This is a genomic window from Segatella oris (genome assembly GCF_900637655.1).
GTDB lineage: Bacteria > Bacteroidota > Bacteroidia > Bacteroidales > Bacteroidaceae > Prevotella > Prevotella oris.
The window spans coordinates 2,546,953-2,561,886 of sequence record NZ_LR134384.1 but is presented as its reverse complement, the minus strand read 5'-3'; the positions used below and the strand labels follow the sequence as shown (position 1 = coordinate 2,561,886).

The window sequence follows — 14,934 nt, the reverse complement described above, 5'->3', positions numbered from 1 at the left end:
GTGGTCTTCTGAAGTGTTAAAAACGAGCAAGGAATTCAACGAAAAATCATCATCCGTAAGGTCTTTTCTTCTCTGTTTTGTCGCTTAGTTTCGTCATTCGGATGATTTTCTTCGCTTGGCTTTTGTGGTTTGTTGCTTTTGTCTTATCTTTGTGAATGCAAAACAACTTTTACGTAATAACATGAAGAAAACCTTTTTATTGGCATGGGCATTGAGCCTCACTGCAATGGTCTTTGCCGACGTTCACACTGTTTATTCACCTGACAAAAAGCTCAAACTCTCGGTCAACGATGAAGGAGGAAAGCTTACTTATGCGATTTTCTATGACGGAACAGAAGTCCTGAAGCCTTCAGCGCTTGGACTGAAAGCCGATTATGGCGACTTCACACAAGGCATGAGAATCGTTAAGGCCACGGAAAAGGCGATGAATAAGGCATACGATATGACGCGTACAAAACGTGCACATGTGGACTATGAAGCAACTCAATTGACGTTGAAATTAGTCAATGAAAAAGGTTTCCCATTGCAGATGACGTTCTCTGTAGGCAATCATGATGTGGCTTATCGCTACACCTTGCTGCCTTCCAAGGGTGAAAATCCACGGTGTGGCGTTGTATATAGCGAGGCCAGCAGTTTCAATTTTCCCGATGAAACGCATACTTTCCTCACGCCACAGATACAGCCTATGTCGGGTTGGGAACGCACAAAGCCGAGTTATGAGGAAGAATATCGCGCCGATGCACGCTTGACCGACAAGTCAACCTATGGCGTTGGATATACTTTCCCCTGTCTTTATCGCATTCCAAACGGCAGAGAAAACACGTGGGTTCTTGTCTCTGAAACAGGTACAACGAGTTATCCCGGATGCCGACTCTCCGAATATGAGCCTGGCAAGGGATATCATGTTGCCTATCCGCAAGCAGGAGAAAACAACGGTGTTGGCAGTGAGTTTGCGTCTATTCCTGTACCGGGAAGCACGCCATGGCGCACGATAACAGTGGGCCGTTCGCTGCAACCTATTGTTGAAACCACCATCCCTTATGATGTCGTTGAACCGCTTTATAAGGCGAAATATGACTGTAAACCGGGGCGCTATACATGGAGTTGGATACTTTGGATGGATGAAAGTTGCAACTATGATGACCAGGTAAAGTTTATTGATGTGGCTTCCAAGATGGGCTATGAATATATCCTTGTGGATGCACTTTGGGACAAACAGATTGGCCGAAAGCGTATGGAAGAGCTCTCACGCTATGCACAAAGCAAGGGTGTGAGCCTCATGTTGTGGTATAACAGTAATGGAACAGCGAACGATGCACCGCAGGGACCGCGCAATGTTATGAGCAATTCGATTGCCCGTAAGCGTGACATGGCGTGGATGAAGAAGATAGGTGTGAAGGCGATAAAGGTTGATTTCTTCGGTGGCGACAAGCAACAGACGCTTCAACTCTACCAGGATATCCTCAGCGATGCCAATGACTATGGACTTCAAGTCATCTTCCATGGCTGCACATTGCCACGTGGCTGGGAGCGTATGTATCCTAACTTTGTGGCTAATGAAGCCGCTTTAGCGAGTGAGAATGTGTACTTCACAGAACATCATGCCAAGCAGGAAGCATTCGAACTGACCATGTATCCGTTTACAAGAAATGCCGTTGCAGCATTCGATTGGGGTGGGGTGCTGATGAACCGCTATATGAGCAAGGACAATAAGAGTCGTCATCAACGGTTCACAGGTGATATCTTTGAAATGGCAACGGCTATCACCAATCAGTGTAGTGTGAACTGTGTGGCACTCACACCGAACGCACTTGAAAGTCTGCCTGCTTTCGAAACAGACTGGCTGAAGCAGCTTCCTACAACGTGGAAAGACCTCCGTTTCCTTGCCGGTTACCCCGGAAAGCACTTTGCTGTGGCTCGACAAACCACGGAAGGTAAGTGGTATGCTGCTGCTATCAGCGCTGAAGAGAAGCCTATTACCTTGACACTTCATCTCCCGATGTTTGCCGGAAAAGAAGTCAATGTGTATGCAGACGGCCCGAAAAAGGCAGGCTCTTTGTGGCTCACACCAGGCATGAAACGTCAGAAAGTTGGTAGCAACGGACAGCTGAAAGTGACGGTTCAGCCGCGTGGTGGCGTCATTGTGAACGAGTAAATGCAAGAAACGCTTCTCCCTGTCTTTAGTTTTTAGCCGTTAAGTAAGTTCCTGAAAGGAAATCAAAGGTTTCTGAAGACAGGGAGAAGTCTGTTTGTGAATAGTGAAAGTTCTATGTTGAGAGCCTCTATATGAGTATTAATGATTTGTGAAGATATGTTTGTTTTGTACTAATACTATAGTGAACAGTTACCATTCAAAAGCCAAAATGTGATTTATTAGTGTGTGTGTTTGCATAGATTTTAACTTATTTCTTGAATAAATCACTATGTGTTCCTGTACTGAGAAAGTATAGAATAAACTCCTTATCGTTTTGTTCCCAAACAAGAAGCCGGTCTGGTTATATATGACATTCCCATAGATCTTTATACTTTCCTTGTAGAGTATGGGCATGATATGTAGGAGGAAGTTTTCCTTCTTCAGAGAGAATTCGAATTACTTCCTTTAGTAATAACATGTCAAGTCCTCTCTTCTTACAACGTTTATATGCTTTCTTGAAGTTTGAAGAGTAGCGAATAATGTAACTCATGCATCCAATTGGGCAAATAAATCATCTGCATCTTTAGCCAAATATCCTTTGTCTTTGCCTGAACGGTAGGCCACAACGTCACTTACAATGTCGTCATTCAGTGCCCAACCAGTATCAGGGTCAACAATGGTTTCAGTTTTTTCACTGCATGTCTTGACATTAACGACCCCGCTTATAGCCTCAAGAACTTTCTTGAGGTAGGGGATTATCTTGTCGTCTTTAATCGTAATTACCAATTGTGTCATTGCAGTTCTGCTCTTGTTGTCTTTGCAAATATAGATTATTTTCTGTCATCTTCCAAATATTTATGTCCTTAATATGATAGGAACTAAATAGAAGCTACACTGTAAAATAAGCCTTTTACGCCTCAATTTTCTGTTCAACCTGCTCCATGAGCCATGCACTTTGCTCGGCAATTGTCATGTGGCTGTTGTCGAGTTCGATAGCATCGGGAGCCTTTCGAAGCGGACTTACCTCGCGATGACTGTCGATATAGTCGCGCTCCTGCACGTTTTTCAGAATGTCGTTGAAGTCAGCAGGTATGCCTTTTTCTTTGAGTTCGTCATATCGACGCTGTGCTCTTACCTCGGCAGAAGCCGTGACAAACACTTTCAGTTCAGCCTCGGGGAAGACTGTTGTGCCGATATCTCGCCCGTCCATCACGACACCTTTGTCTTTCCCCATACGCTGTTGCTGGGCTACCATGGCTTCACGTATGAAAGGAACTGCTGCAATCTGGCTGACATGATTGCTCACTTCAAGCGTCCGGATGTCGTTTTCTACAAGTTCATTATTCAGGTAAGTATCGGGTCTTTCGGCCGTCTTGTTAAGTTTGAATGTTATGTTAATCTTGTTCATCTGCCGTTCAAGGTCAGCCGTCTTGACGCTACCATCGGCATTGAAAAGCCCATTTCTCATGGCATAAAGCGTCACAGCACGATACATGGCACCGGTATCTACATAGACATATCCTAACTTCTTGGCCAAGTCTTTGGCCATAGTGCTCTTGCCACATGACGAAAATCCGTCAATGGCAATGGTTATTTTCTTCATAATGAATAAGCAATATTAATGATGATTGAATTGTTGCTGACGTGATATTTGCCATAGGCGAGGTTGATTTTGAACCGCTCCAAGTTCAAACCTGCACCCATACTGAAGCCTGCCCCGTGGCTACTTTCTTCGCCGGACGTATCGGTAATGCGCATCTCATGCGCCCTACGGAAGTTGTATCCAAGGCCAACCCAGATGCTTTCTGACAGATGTGCATCGATGCCTGCTACCAAATGGTCGATAAATTTGTAGTTCCAGTGATTCATGTCTACAAGGGTTGCAGACAGCCCAATGGGGGTGTTTGTGAGTTTTTTGCTTACTCCAAGCTGAACATCTAAAGGCATTTTCTCAAACTGATCATCGTAAGCTTTGAGTTGTCCTCCAAGGTTTTTAGCCACTAACGAAACGCTCCATTCATGGTCACTGTCATAGTAATTAAGTCCCAAGTCAACGCCCATGGCAATGGAATTATACGAGCTGATATATGATGTTATCAACTTCGCGGCAATGCCACCTGCAAGCCGTTCGGTAAGCATATACGAGAAATAGCCGGCCAACGAGATGTCTTTTGCCGAGAATTCTCCTGTCTGCACATTGTTCTCATCCACCTCTTTTATCTTGCCATAGTTGAGATATTGCGCTGAAACAGCCCACGAAGCATGCTCGCCGACATTGCGGTTGAAAGCTGCACTTGCCATGTTTGCGCCACGCATATAGTTCATATAGTTGAGGCTTATGGTCTTATCTGAAACACTTGAAAGCAGGGCCGGATTGTTGAAAATAAGCGATTCGTCGTCCTCAATCAGTGTGATGTTGTCGCCACCGAGGGCTGCTCCATGGGCACTGTTGGGCAGTCTGAGGAAGTTATATCCCGTCAGACTTTCCTGCGCAACGACTGGAGTTGCACATAGACTAAATAGAAGTGCGAATGTAGTTATTTTCATTTAATTTTCCTAATTATTCGACAAAGATACGTTTTTTTTCAAATATAAGCATTAATTTTGCCTTACAATGTGAGACCGTTGACAGCATGTTAATGAATAAGTCCAAAGAGACTGTTTTTCATATAGCATGAAATGGGTTTCCAATCTGCGTCATTTTACCGTGCAAACTGACGCAGATGAGCGTGTAATCTGACGCAAGTTGCACGGTAAAATGACGCAGATTGCAAGGTATTCTGAAATCACTTGGTAGTCAATGAGTTATAGAAAGAGTTTTCAGATGTTGCATGATGCGTGGAGAGTGAATGTGTTTCATATAGCATGGAAATAAAAAAGTCATATCGTGCAGACATAGAACACAAGCGAACAACTAATTTCCTGTTGGGCTTAGTGTTAGTGCTCGCCATGCTTTATGTGGGCTTTGAATATACCTCGGGGCCTGCTGATGACAGTCACAACAATGGCATGACCGATGATATGAGCCAGGATATCGAGCTGATGCCGGCCATGGATGTCAGGGATATGATAGCGGTTGCACCGAGTGGAGCCACACATGCCGTCACCGAAAAACTCAAAGCCGTGGATAAGACGCCCCAAATGGCTGAGAAACTCAGTCCTGACAATGGTGATATGACACAGGGTGTAGGCGGTGAGAACGTGCGCACGAACACGCAGGATGATGCTAATTCTACCGCTTCTCAATCGCAAGTGGCTGTTGACGAGAATGATAATCCGCTGCATTTCCGCATTGTAGAGAAGCTGCCGGAGTTCCCGGGAGGCATGGTTGAGCTGATGAAATGGCTCACACGCAACCTGCATTACCCCGCTTTGGCACAGCGTCAGAGACTTGAAGGCAAAGTAGTTGTGTCGTTTATCATCAATAAGGACGGTTCTGTTACGAATGAGAAAATAGAGAAAGGCATCGATCCTTTGCTTGACCAAGAGGCCTTACGTGTGGTCAAGATGATGCCGAAATGGAAGCCGGGAATAGAGAAGAACAAACCTTGTCGGACGATGTTTGCCATCCCGATAAACTTTAAGTTATAAAATGAAAGCTGAAGAATTATTAGTAAAGGTCAATGACTTTTTAGACAATCTGAAGTATGATCGCAAGCCAAGTGGCCTGTATGACCCCGTGAAATACGTGCTTTCGATGGGTGGAAAGCGTATTCGGCCCGTGCTGATGCTGTTGTCTTACGGTCTGTTTAAGGACGATGTGGAGTCTGTTCTCATGCCGGCCTGCGCCTTAGAGACCTATCATAACTATACATTGTTGCACGATGACCTGATGGACAACGCTGATATGAGGCGCGGACATGAAACAGTTCATCGCAAATGGGATGCCAACACAGCTATCTTGAGCGGTGATTCGATGCTGGTTCTTGCCTATGAACGCATGGCAAAGTGTAATCCTGTTTATCTGTCAGATGTGCTTCATACGTTCACGGAAACGGCCTTGGAGATAGGTGAGGGGCAGCAATATGACATGGAATTCGAAACGCGCAATGATGTCACTGAAGACGAATACATTGAGATGATACGCCTCAAGACGAGTGTTCTGCTGGCTTGTGCACAGAAGATTGGGGCTATCTTGGCCGGTGCCTCGAAGCAGGATCAGGACAATCTCTATAAATTTGGCGAGCAGATTGGATTGGCTTTTCAGCTTCAGGACGATTATCTTGATGTTTATGGTGACCCGAAAGTCTTTGGAAAGAAAGTCGGAGGAGACATCATCTGCAATAAGAAAACCTACATGCTCATCAATGCTTACAACCGAGCTGATGCCGAACAGCGGCGTGAACTGCAGCATTGGATGGAAGCAGAGACGTTCAACAGCGATGAGAAAGTGGCTGCTGTGACTGCTATATATAATAAGGTGGGCGTGGATAAACTGGCAATTGAGAAGATTGCTTATTATTTTGAAGAGAGTAAGAAGTATCTTGATGCAGTGCAAGTGAGCGATGAACGTAAGGCCGAACTTCGGCTTTATGCACAGAAAATGATGCATCGGAAGAATTAAGTGAACCAATCCCGGGAAGCAGATAATGCCTTATAGAAGATTACCTAAAACGGATGCAAGCAGGCTCAAGGCCTTGAAGACATTGCTTGGAAACGACAGTCTCTACACGGTGAGAGGTCGGTTTGTAGATTGGGAGACTATCAATGCGGCACAACCGGCTTATAACGAACTGAAAACTGCTGTCGACCAATATACCCTTCAGTTGAAAGTACAGACGCGAAGAGCGCCGTATGTAGAGAAGCCTCAACGCAATGCAGCAATGTATGTGGGGCATTTCATTCAGGTTCTGCTCATGGCTGTAGAGCGTGGAGAAATACGGAAAGCACAGCTGAAGCTATATGGTTTGGATGAAAAAGCAAAGGCAATGCCGGCTAATCTGAAGTCGGCTGAAGGGTTGCTTGCATGGGGGCCGAAGATCATTGAAGGTGAGAAAGCGCGACTAAAGCAGGGTGGAAGGGCTATCTATAACCCTACTATCAGCATGGTGTCAACCCATTTCGACATCTTTCGTGAAGCTTATGAACAGCAGCGGAAACTGATGTTGCAGACTCAAACAGCGCTTGATAAGGTGCAGATGCTGCGTCCTAAGGTCGATGAAATCATTCTTAATCTGTGGAATCAGATAGAGGCGCACTTTCAGAATGAACCACCCGAGGTGAAATTTGAACAGTGCCGGAAGTATGGGGTGATTTATTATTATCGCCGAAATGAGGAACATATTTATTGAAAATGACATTTACAGATACACATACACATTTAGATGGCGAGGAATTCAAAGCCGATTTGCCCGATGTAATCAGCAGGGCTAAGGAGCAAGGTGTGGGCCGTGTGTTCATTCCTGCCATTGACTTGAAGTCTGTTGACACCGTCCTTGATGTGTGTCGGCAGTTTCCCGGCTATGCTTTTCCAATGATTGGTCTGCATCCCGAGGAAATAAAAGCCGACTGGGAGATGCAGCTTGATGCAATGAAATCGCGTTTCAATGAGGCTCCTTTCATTGCTATTGGTGAGGTTGGACTTGACTTTTATTGGGACAGGACATTTGAACGGGAGCAGTTGTTGGCTTTTGAAGCGCAGGTGGAGTGGGCTGTTGAGGTGCAATTACCACTGATGATACATTGTCGTAAGGCCCAAAATGAGTTAGTACATATCCTGAAAAAGTATGAAAGTCGGCTCTCGGGAGGTGTCTTCCACTGTTTCACGGGCAATCAGAAAGAGGCAGAACAGCTGCTGCAATTCAAGAGATTTGCACTTGGAATAGGTGGTGTTTTGACGTTTAAGAGCAGTCATTTGCGTGAAGACCTGCCCGCTTCAGTTCCTTTGGAGCGTATTGTTTTAGAGACAGACAGCCCATATATGGCCCCTGTTCCACATCGGGGAGAACGTAATGAGAGTGCTTTCGTACATTTGGTATTGGAGAAATTGGCTGAGGTTTATGGTGTTTCAGCCGACAAGGTGGCGCAAGTGACAGAAGAAAACGTAAGACGTATATTCACGAAAATATAAAAAACAAGAATAAAGATGAAACATTTTATGGCACGTTTTGCCATGCTGTTGCTGCTGACAGGCTTGCTTTTCAGTCCGGCAATGGCGCAGAACAAGAGTGCAGGTCAGGCAAAAACAGATACGGCGAAAGTCGATACGACTTCTAATGATGATGCTCTTGCAGCCCAGCTTGATGAAGCTGTGGCCGACAGTAGTGCGTTGTTGGGAGATGGCGTGACGAGCGAAGGCTTTCATCAAGCCTTGAAAACCAAGTTCATAGAGGGCGATGCAGGCTTCATGTCATTGGTAGCTTTGGCCTTGGTCATTGGTCTTGCCTTCTGCATTGAACGCATCATCTATCTCAGTTTGTCTGAAATCAATGCGAAAAAGTTTATGACCGACCTTGACGAACGCATCATGAAAGGAGATATTGAGGGTGCAAAGAAGTTGTGCCGAGATACCCGTGGTCCTGTAGCCTCTATCTGTTATCAAGGTTTAGAGCGTGTACATGAAAGCATTGATAACATAGAACGGTCTGTTGTCTCCTATGGTTCCGTGCAGGCTGCAAACCTTGAAAAGGGTTGTTCATGGATTACTTTGTTCATTGCCATGGCTCCTTCTTTGGGCTTTTTAGGTACAGTTATCGGCATGGTTATGGCCTTTGATCAGATTCAGACAGCAGGAGATATCAGTCCGACCATCGTGGCTTCAGGAATGAAAGTGGCTTTACTGACAACGATTTTCGGTATCATCGTGGCCCTGATCTTACAGGTGTTCTATAACTATATCCTTTCAAAGATAGAGCATATCACGTCACAAATGGAAGAAAGTGCTATCACTTTGTTAGATGTTGTGATGAAATATAAGTTGAAAAAAGAATGTTAAGACTGAGCAATATAAGGCATTGGCCTACGGAACGGATATCACAACGGGTGCTTTATCTGCTGATAACGTTGGCTGCAGTGGTGTTTGTTTTGTTCTATGGCATAGGTTATGACCGTCCTTTCGCCGACAATCCAAGCTTCAATGCGCCATTGTTTACCGACTTGTTACTGTCATTGATGCTCGTGTTAATACTGCTTGCAGGTGGTTTGTCGATATGGGCTGTTGTGCGAAGTGTACGCAAATTGCGTGGCTCGGGTAATGGAATTGAAAACAATGTGCCTGCTGCGCGCATCTCTCGAAGTGTCATTTTGGGTACGATAGGCATAGTAGTCTTTTCTTTTCTTGTGGCTTCCGGTCGTGAAATGCTTGTCAATGGACGGCCTTATGGAGATTGGTTTTGGTTGAAAGTATCGGATATGTTCATCTATACATCGGTCATTCTGTTGCTTGTAACCATTGCCGCTGCTATCTATGGCGCTACGAAATATTATCGGGGAGCAAAGAAGTGAGCATGTTTAGGCATAGAAAACATAGGGTTCCTGGACTGAATACGACGTCTACAGCAGATATATCTTTCATGCTGTTGATATTCTTTTTAGTGGCTTCTTCTATGGATGTTGACAAAGGACTCCCACGACAATTGCCGCCTGCGGAGCACAAACAGCAGCAGAATGAGACTGAAGTTGATAGGCAACGCCTGTTAGAAATCAAGATAACTGCACAGAATCAGCTGCTTGTTGACGGTAAACCTATGTCGCAGAAACAGCTTTCAAATCATATCTTACGCTTCGTAATGGCACGTGGGAAAAGCCATCTTATCTCTTTGGATGCTCATCCTGAGTCGAGTTATGATGCCTATTTTCATGTTCAGAATGCCCTTGTTGCAGCCTATCGCGAATGGCGTGACCGCACAGCACAACAGAAATATGGCCATGTTTACAATCAACTGTCTCCTCAACAACGCGAAGAATTGCGCACACTTTGCCCGCAACGCGTGGCTGAAACCTATAATATGGCAGAGAAAGGAGGCACACAATGAGTCTCTTTCGGCGTCATATTCATGAAATGCCAGGCTTGAATACCGCTTCACTTCCTGACTTGATATTCTCCGTTTTGTTCTTCTTCATGATTGTTACTCACATGCGTAAGGAGACGCTGAAGGTAGAATATCGCGTGCCACAAGGTACAGAACTGACGCGCTTGACTAAGAAGTCGGCTGTCAGTTATGTGCATATCGGTCGGCCGATAAGTAGTCGTTATCCCGTCTCGGCTTTAGTTTTCGACGGTTCGTGCATTCAGTTGAATGACAAATATGTCACTCCGAGCGAAATCATTGATTATATTTCGGCAGAGAAAAGCAGGCTTTCTCCCGAAGATCAGCAATTGATGACCGTCTCTATAAAAGCCGACAAAGCAACTAAAATGAGTGTTGTCAATGAGGTGAAACAGGCATTGCGCCAGGCAAAAGCGTTGAAGATAAACTACTCTGCAACAGAGATAAAGAAATAATTCCTATAAAATTAGATAACAATCTGTCATAATATTATAATTTTAGTTGCAACATTCAAACTAATATACTAACTTTGCAAGCAAATTAATATATAATATGTCACATCATAATTTAGATTTACTGGATAGGAAAATCCTTAAGCTTATTTCAGAGGATGCACGCATTCCATTCCTTGAAGTGGCGCGAGCTTGCAATGTAAGTGGTGCTGCAATTCATCAACGTATACAGAAGTTAACGGCTTTAGGCGTATTAAAGGGCTCACAATTCATTATTGATCCCGAGAAGGTTGGTTATGAAACATGTGCTTATATCGCTCTTTATCTGAAGAATCCAGAGAAGCATGACATCGTTGTTGATGCTTTGAAGAAGATTCCCGAAGTGGTAGAATGCCATACAACTACAGGCGGTATGGATCTCTTTATCAAGCTTTATGCCCACAATAATCGCCACATGATGCAGATTATTCATGATAAACTGCAACCTTTAGGGCTATCACGCAGTGAGACTATCATTTCATTCAGCATGCTCATTGACCGACAATTGCCGATTACCGACATTCAGGTTGAAGAGAATAATGATGAGGATGAAGACGAATGAGCATAGGAGATGACCGTTAACCTGTCCACCGTCAACTCGTTAACTCACCTACTCAACGTCTCTGATAAACAGTAAATGCGAAGACAAAAGGGTTGTCTTCGCTTTTTTTATGGGCTTCGTGAGCCACCAAATGCCAGGAGTTATAGGCAGGGAAATAAGCATCGGCCTGCTCTGCCGGGGCATCTATCTCTGTCAGATAAAGCCTATCGGCCTGCGTAATGGCTTCTTTATACACCTGTTCTCCGCCGATAACGAACACTTCTTCTTCTGTTTGGCACATGTCTAAAGCCTCTTTGAATGATGAAACACGCGTACAACCATGAAAAGAAGCAACAGATTTACTGATGACAATATTCTTCCGATGAGGCAAGGCGCCGTTGGGCAGCGATTCGAACGTATGACGTCCCATGATAACCACATGCCCCATGGTCAGCCGTTTGAAATGTTCAAGGTCGGCTTTGATGTGGAATAGTAATCTGTTCTGATAGCCAATGGCACGGTTTCGGGCCACTGCTGCAATGAGAGAGAGTATCATTCAATCACAATGTTGTTGTCTTCGGGGATGTGTGAACTTTTGATTTTCCACGCCTGCGGATAGAGATTGTTAGCTCGGTTGCCTAAGTTCTTGGCAAAACCGATAGGAAAATCACGGTAAGTCAATAGCACTATACCGCGCGGAGCATCTGCTTTCAGCGTGACAGCTTCCGTGCGAAGGTAGGCAATGGCCTGCTGATAATCCACTTCTACGTGTGGATAGGCGTGCAAATCTGCCGTTACAGAGAGTGCTTTCGAATGGTCGGGAAGGGCTTGTCTGCCTTTCATCATGTCGGGCAATGGGCCATGTGACAGCACATGTAGCTTCTTCAGTGCCTTTTCATGAATAGCTTTTATCTCTTTCAAGCGCCTTTCTTCGTTCACATCGGCAGGCTCTCCATACTTCCGAAGCACAGCCATGAAGAGGCCTTCTCCACGCGTTTTACCGGGAACGAAGCGGTAGACAGGGTTCTTGTCGATAAGACTTCCCATGATATTCCATGCTTTTTCTGTAGGAATTTCAATGAAGTCGGCTCCCAATTCCTTGGCTATCCATGCCACATTCTCCTCATCTTCATGTGCATTGAAAGTGCAAGTGGAATATATCAGCAGTCCTCCAGGCTTGAGACATGACCATATATCGCTGACAATCTCACGCTGCAGGCGGGCACATTCCTCTACTTTCTTCATGCTCCAATCGTCAATCGCCCCCGCATCTTTACGAAACATGCCCTCCCCCGAGCAGGGAACGTCGGTCAGAATAACGTCAAACTGCAACTTGCTTTGCTGATAGTCGCGGGCATAGTTGTTGGTCACAATGATGTCTGGAACGCCAAATTTCAAGACATTCTCATTCAGAATATTCGCCCGTTGACGTATAGGCTCATTGCTGAAAAGCAGACTTCCGGCGGGCAAAGCAGCATAGGCGCAAGTGGATTTCCCACCGGGTGACGCACAAAGGTCAAGCATACGGACGGGCTTTTTGACCACTTCGCGCAGCACATGGTCTACAAACATAGATGCCGCTTCCTGCACATAGTAGAGTCCGGCATGTAGCATGGGGTCGAAAGTGAAGTTCGGACGCGACTTCAGAAACATGGCATTGCGGCACCAAGGAACATCAGTTTCCTTGTCTTTCACGCAGACTTGCGCAGTATTGAGCTTGAAAGGGTTGAGCCGAATGCTGACAGGTGCCTCTTCCTGCATGCCTTTTTCAAACGCAGCATACAGTTCTTCACCCATCAACCGGCGTGTATATTCTATGAAATCTTTTGGCAGATTCATGGTCATTTGTCTTGATATATAATGCAAAATTAGGAATTTTTTCGTTCCTTTGCAACTAAACGAGCCGGCGTTTCGTCTAAACAACAGAAATAATAAATAAAGCAATAGATATGAAACAGACTTTTATCACACTCTTGTTAGTGTTGACATTAGGAACAATCCATGTGGCACAGGCACAGCGGCACAGGCACACGCCGCGCACAGAAACCGTGTCTCGCAAGGCAAAAGCCTCTGACAGATCTCATAAAGCAGCTGCTGAAAAGGCAAAGAATGGAGGTATTGAGGCCTTTTCTGACACTACTTCTTCTGCTGATGATACTGTTGACACGGCTGTAGTCGACACCACTTACACTTCAGGTTATCATGTCCAGGAAGACGATTTCAACGAATCTCCCTGGTTTGTAAAAGCTATCACGGGGGCATTAGGCGTCGGAGCAGTTATCTTTGCATTGCTGATTGTTGTGCTTGTCTTCCTGTTTCTCGTGTCGCCTTTCATCATTATCATCCTTGTTTTGCGCTATCTCATTCGTCGGCATAATGACAATGTGCGACTTGCAGAGAAGGCAATGGAAAGCGGACAAGCTGTTCCTTCGGGTGCAAAAATTGCGAAACATCGCACTTATTCCAATGAAGATCAGTGGCAACGGGGCATCAAGACGGCTTCAATAGGCCTCGGACTCATGGCTTTGTTCTGGTTTATTGGTGCAGAACAACTCGTTGGAGTGGGCGTCTTGATACTCTGCATGGGGGCTGGACAGATGCTTATCGGGCGCACAAGCCGTAGGAATGAGTCGCCTATTTATGAGGAGTTTGAAGACGAAAAGCAGGATTCTTATGAAGAAGAGTCTACGGAAAACAAGACTCAGAACACGGATAATCAACCACAAGCGTAACGAAACGTGAAGGAACTGAACGATATCTCTCTCGTAACACAGGTGGCTGTGTTTCACAACCGAAAGGCTTTCGACCGATTGGTTGTGAAATATCAGTCGCCTATACGACGTTTCTTTCTAGCCCAAACGGGGGGAGATGTCCAGCTCAGTGACGACCTTGCACAGGATACTTTCATCAAAGCATACACCAATATTACGCATTTCCGTGGCCTGTCGAGCTTTTCAACCTGGCTCTATCGCATTGCCTACAACACCTTTTACGATTATGTGAGGCGTAACAAACCTACGGATGACATTGATGCTCCGGGCATGTCGGGACGTAAGTCGGCAGGAGTGGACAGCGGATTGAAGATGGATTTGCAGCAGGCTCTGCACATTTTGTCGGCCTGTGAGCGTTCTTGCATCACGCTTCAGCTGATAGAAGGGCAGAGCATTGATAAGATATCAGAAATCACGGGCATGGCAGAAGGAACGGTGAAAAGCCATCTCTCGCGTGGAAAACAGAAACTGACCGTTTATCTTAAACAGAATGGATATGACAGATAATCATATTGATGAGAAACTGATTGCAAGCTTCTTTGAGGCTCATCAGATAGGAGAAATCGAAGACCGAGGCTTCTCACGCAGAGTGATGCGACGGCTCCCGGAGTCGCGTATGCGTCGGTTGAACACGGTATGGACGCTCCTTTGCATGGTGGCTGTGGTCGTTTATTTCATCATGCAGCAGGGAACGAAAGTGCTTCTTGTGGCTTTAACCCATCTGTGGAGCAGTCTTTCAGAGGCTGTCGTCATGCCCGATTTGAACATGACCACAGCACTGTTGACTTATGTCGGACTTGTTGCGGTGATGATTTTTGGGGTGTATCATGTCTTGAAAAATGTGCAAAGGTATATTTAGGGAGGCTTTTATATGGAGCGATAGCCTTTATATTTATTTAACAAAATACTCAAAAAAGCGGACAAAATCATTTTGTTCGCTTTTTTGTTTGTTGGTAGTTGCGTTCTGAAATCGGTCATTTTGCAAGCTGACTAAAGTCATGTCGTCTTG

At 45.2% G+C, this 14,934-nt stretch carries 19 protein-coding genes; 13 read left to right on the top strand and 6 right to left on the bottom strand.

What is annotated here, in order from left to right; genetic code table 11:
- Positions 1-181: 181 nt before the first annotated feature.
- A complete protein-coding gene (locus tag EL210_RS10785) occupies positions 182-2,155 on the top strand; it encodes a glycoside hydrolase family 97 protein (RefSeq protein ID WP_018919571.1) in 1,974 nt (657 codons plus the stop codon).
- Between the two features lie 340 nt (positions 2,156-2,495).
- Here the strand turns inward: EL210_RS10785 and EL210_RS10780 are convergent, their stop codons facing one another.
- The 4 genes from EL210_RS10780 to porQ all read right to left on the bottom strand — a co-directional run bounded on the left by EL210_RS10780 (position 2,496) and on the right by porQ (position 4,681).
- Complete coding sequence (locus EL210_RS10780; protein WP_018919570.1) at positions 2,496-2,684, bottom strand: type II toxin-antitoxin system RelE/ParE family toxin; 189 nt, start codon at positions 2,682-2,684, stop codon at positions 2,496-2,498.
- The gene (locus EL210_RS10775; protein WP_018919569.1) at positions 2,681-2,929 is read right to left on the bottom strand and encodes a hypothetical protein; all 249 of its coding nucleotides are present in this window, start codon (positions 2,927-2,929) and stop codon (positions 2,681-2,683) included. The genes EL210_RS10780 and EL210_RS10775 overlap by 4 nt, the downstream gene beginning before the upstream one ends.
- Positions 2,930-3,044: 115 nt before the next feature.
- Positions 3,045-3,737 carry a (d)CMP kinase gene (gene cmk / locus EL210_RS10770; RefSeq protein ID WP_018919568.1) on the bottom strand — a complete coding sequence of 231 codons (693 nt, stop codon included), beginning with the start codon at positions 3,735-3,737 and terminating at the stop codon, positions 3,045-3,047.
- On the bottom strand, positions 3,734-4,681 hold the full coding sequence (porQ, locus tag EL210_RS10765; RefSeq protein ID WP_018919567.1) for a type IX secretion system protein PorQ: 948 nt from the start codon (positions 4,679-4,681) through the stop codon (positions 3,734-3,736). Before porQ ends, cmk begins: the two co-directional genes overlap by 4 nt.
- 318 nt (positions 4,682-4,999) lie before the next feature.
- Between porQ and EL210_RS10760 the strand changes: the two genes are divergently transcribed.
- The 9 genes from EL210_RS10760 (at position 5,000) to EL210_RS10720 (ending at position 11,175) form a co-directional block, all read left to right on the top strand.
- Positions 5,000-5,725 carry an energy transducer TonB gene (locus tag EL210_RS10760; RefSeq protein ID WP_018919566.1) on the top strand — a complete coding sequence of 242 codons (726 nt, stop codon included), beginning with the start codon at positions 5,000-5,002 and terminating at the stop codon, positions 5,723-5,725.
- 1 nt (position 5,726) lies between these two features.
- Positions 5,727-6,698 carry a polyprenyl synthetase family protein gene (locus EL210_RS10755; protein WP_004371463.1) on the top strand — a complete coding sequence of 324 codons (972 nt, stop codon included), beginning with the start codon at positions 5,727-5,729 and terminating at the stop codon, positions 6,696-6,698.
- 25 nt (positions 6,699-6,723) lie between these two features.
- Complete coding sequence (locus EL210_RS10750) at positions 6,724-7,425, top strand: hypothetical protein (RefSeq protein WP_018919565.1); 702 nt, start codon at positions 6,724-6,726, stop codon at positions 7,423-7,425.
- Between the two features lie 2 nt (positions 7,426-7,427).
- Complete coding sequence (locus tag EL210_RS10745) at positions 7,428-8,204, top strand: TatD family hydrolase (protein ID WP_018919564.1); 777 nt, start codon at positions 7,428-7,430, stop codon at positions 8,202-8,204.
- A gap of 15 nt (positions 8,205-8,219) precedes the next feature.
- Positions 8,220-9,068 carry a MotA/TolQ/ExbB proton channel family protein gene (locus EL210_RS10740; protein ID WP_004371460.1) on the top strand — a complete coding sequence of 283 codons (849 nt, stop codon included), beginning with the start codon at positions 8,220-8,222 and terminating at the stop codon, positions 9,066-9,068.
- Positions 9,062-9,577, top strand: a complete 516-nt coding sequence (locus EL210_RS10735; protein ID WP_018919563.1) for a hypothetical protein — start codon at positions 9,062-9,064, stop codon at positions 9,575-9,577. The genes EL210_RS10740 and EL210_RS10735 overlap by 7 nt, the downstream gene beginning before the upstream one ends.
- Before the next feature lie 2 nt (positions 9,578-9,579).
- Positions 9,580-10,107: an ExbD/TolR family protein gene (locus EL210_RS10730; RefSeq protein ID WP_025879708.1), complete on the top strand. Its 528-nt coding sequence runs from the start codon at positions 9,580-9,582 to the stop codon at positions 10,105-10,107.
- Complete coding sequence (locus EL210_RS10725; RefSeq protein WP_004371457.1) at positions 10,104-10,577, top strand: ExbD/TolR family protein; 474 nt, start codon at positions 10,104-10,106, stop codon at positions 10,575-10,577. The genes EL210_RS10730 and EL210_RS10725 overlap by 4 nt, the downstream gene beginning before the upstream one ends.
- 97 nt (positions 10,578-10,674) lie before the next feature.
- Positions 10,675-11,175 carry an Lrp/AsnC family transcriptional regulator gene (locus EL210_RS10720; protein ID WP_004371456.1) on the top strand — a complete coding sequence of 167 codons (501 nt, stop codon included), beginning with the start codon at positions 10,675-10,677 and terminating at the stop codon, positions 11,173-11,175.
- Positions 11,176-11,227: 52 nt separating this feature from the next.
- Here EL210_RS10720 and EL210_RS10715 read toward each other — a convergent pair whose 3' ends face one another.
- Both EL210_RS10715 and EL210_RS10710 read right to left on the bottom strand, forming a co-directional pair.
- Positions 11,228-11,710 (bottom strand): dihydrofolate reductase, encoded by a 483-nt coding sequence (locus tag EL210_RS10715; RefSeq protein WP_018919561.1) that lies wholly within the window; start codon positions 11,708-11,710, stop codon positions 11,228-11,230.
- Positions 11,707-12,993: a methyltransferase RsmF C-terminal domain-like protein gene (locus EL210_RS10710; RefSeq protein WP_025879709.1), complete on the bottom strand. Its 1,287-nt coding sequence runs from the start codon at positions 12,991-12,993 to the stop codon at positions 11,707-11,709. The genes EL210_RS10715 and EL210_RS10710 overlap by 4 nt, the downstream gene beginning before the upstream one ends.
- A gap of 110 nt (positions 12,994-13,103) precedes the next feature.
- Here EL210_RS10710 and EL210_RS10705 point away from each other — a divergent pair, with 110 nt between their 5' ends.
- Genes EL210_RS10705 through EL210_RS10695 form a run of 3 tightly spaced genes read left to right on the top strand, consistent with a single transcriptional unit; the run spans position 13,104 to position 14,784 of the window.
- Positions 13,104-13,886 carry a DUF6249 domain-containing protein gene (locus tag EL210_RS10705; RefSeq protein ID WP_018919559.1) on the top strand — a complete coding sequence of 261 codons (783 nt, stop codon included), beginning with the start codon at positions 13,104-13,106 and terminating at the stop codon, positions 13,884-13,886.
- A 6-nt stretch (positions 13,887-13,892) separates the two neighbouring features.
- Complete coding sequence (locus EL210_RS10700) at positions 13,893-14,432, top strand: RNA polymerase sigma factor (RefSeq protein WP_004371452.1); 540 nt, start codon at positions 13,893-13,895, stop codon at positions 14,430-14,432.
- Positions 14,422-14,784, top strand: a complete 363-nt coding sequence (locus tag EL210_RS10695) for a DUF5056 domain-containing protein (protein WP_232000343.1) — start codon at positions 14,422-14,424, stop codon at positions 14,782-14,784. Before EL210_RS10700 ends, EL210_RS10695 begins: the two co-directional genes overlap by 11 nt.
- Positions 14,785-14,934: the final 150 nt, after the last annotated feature.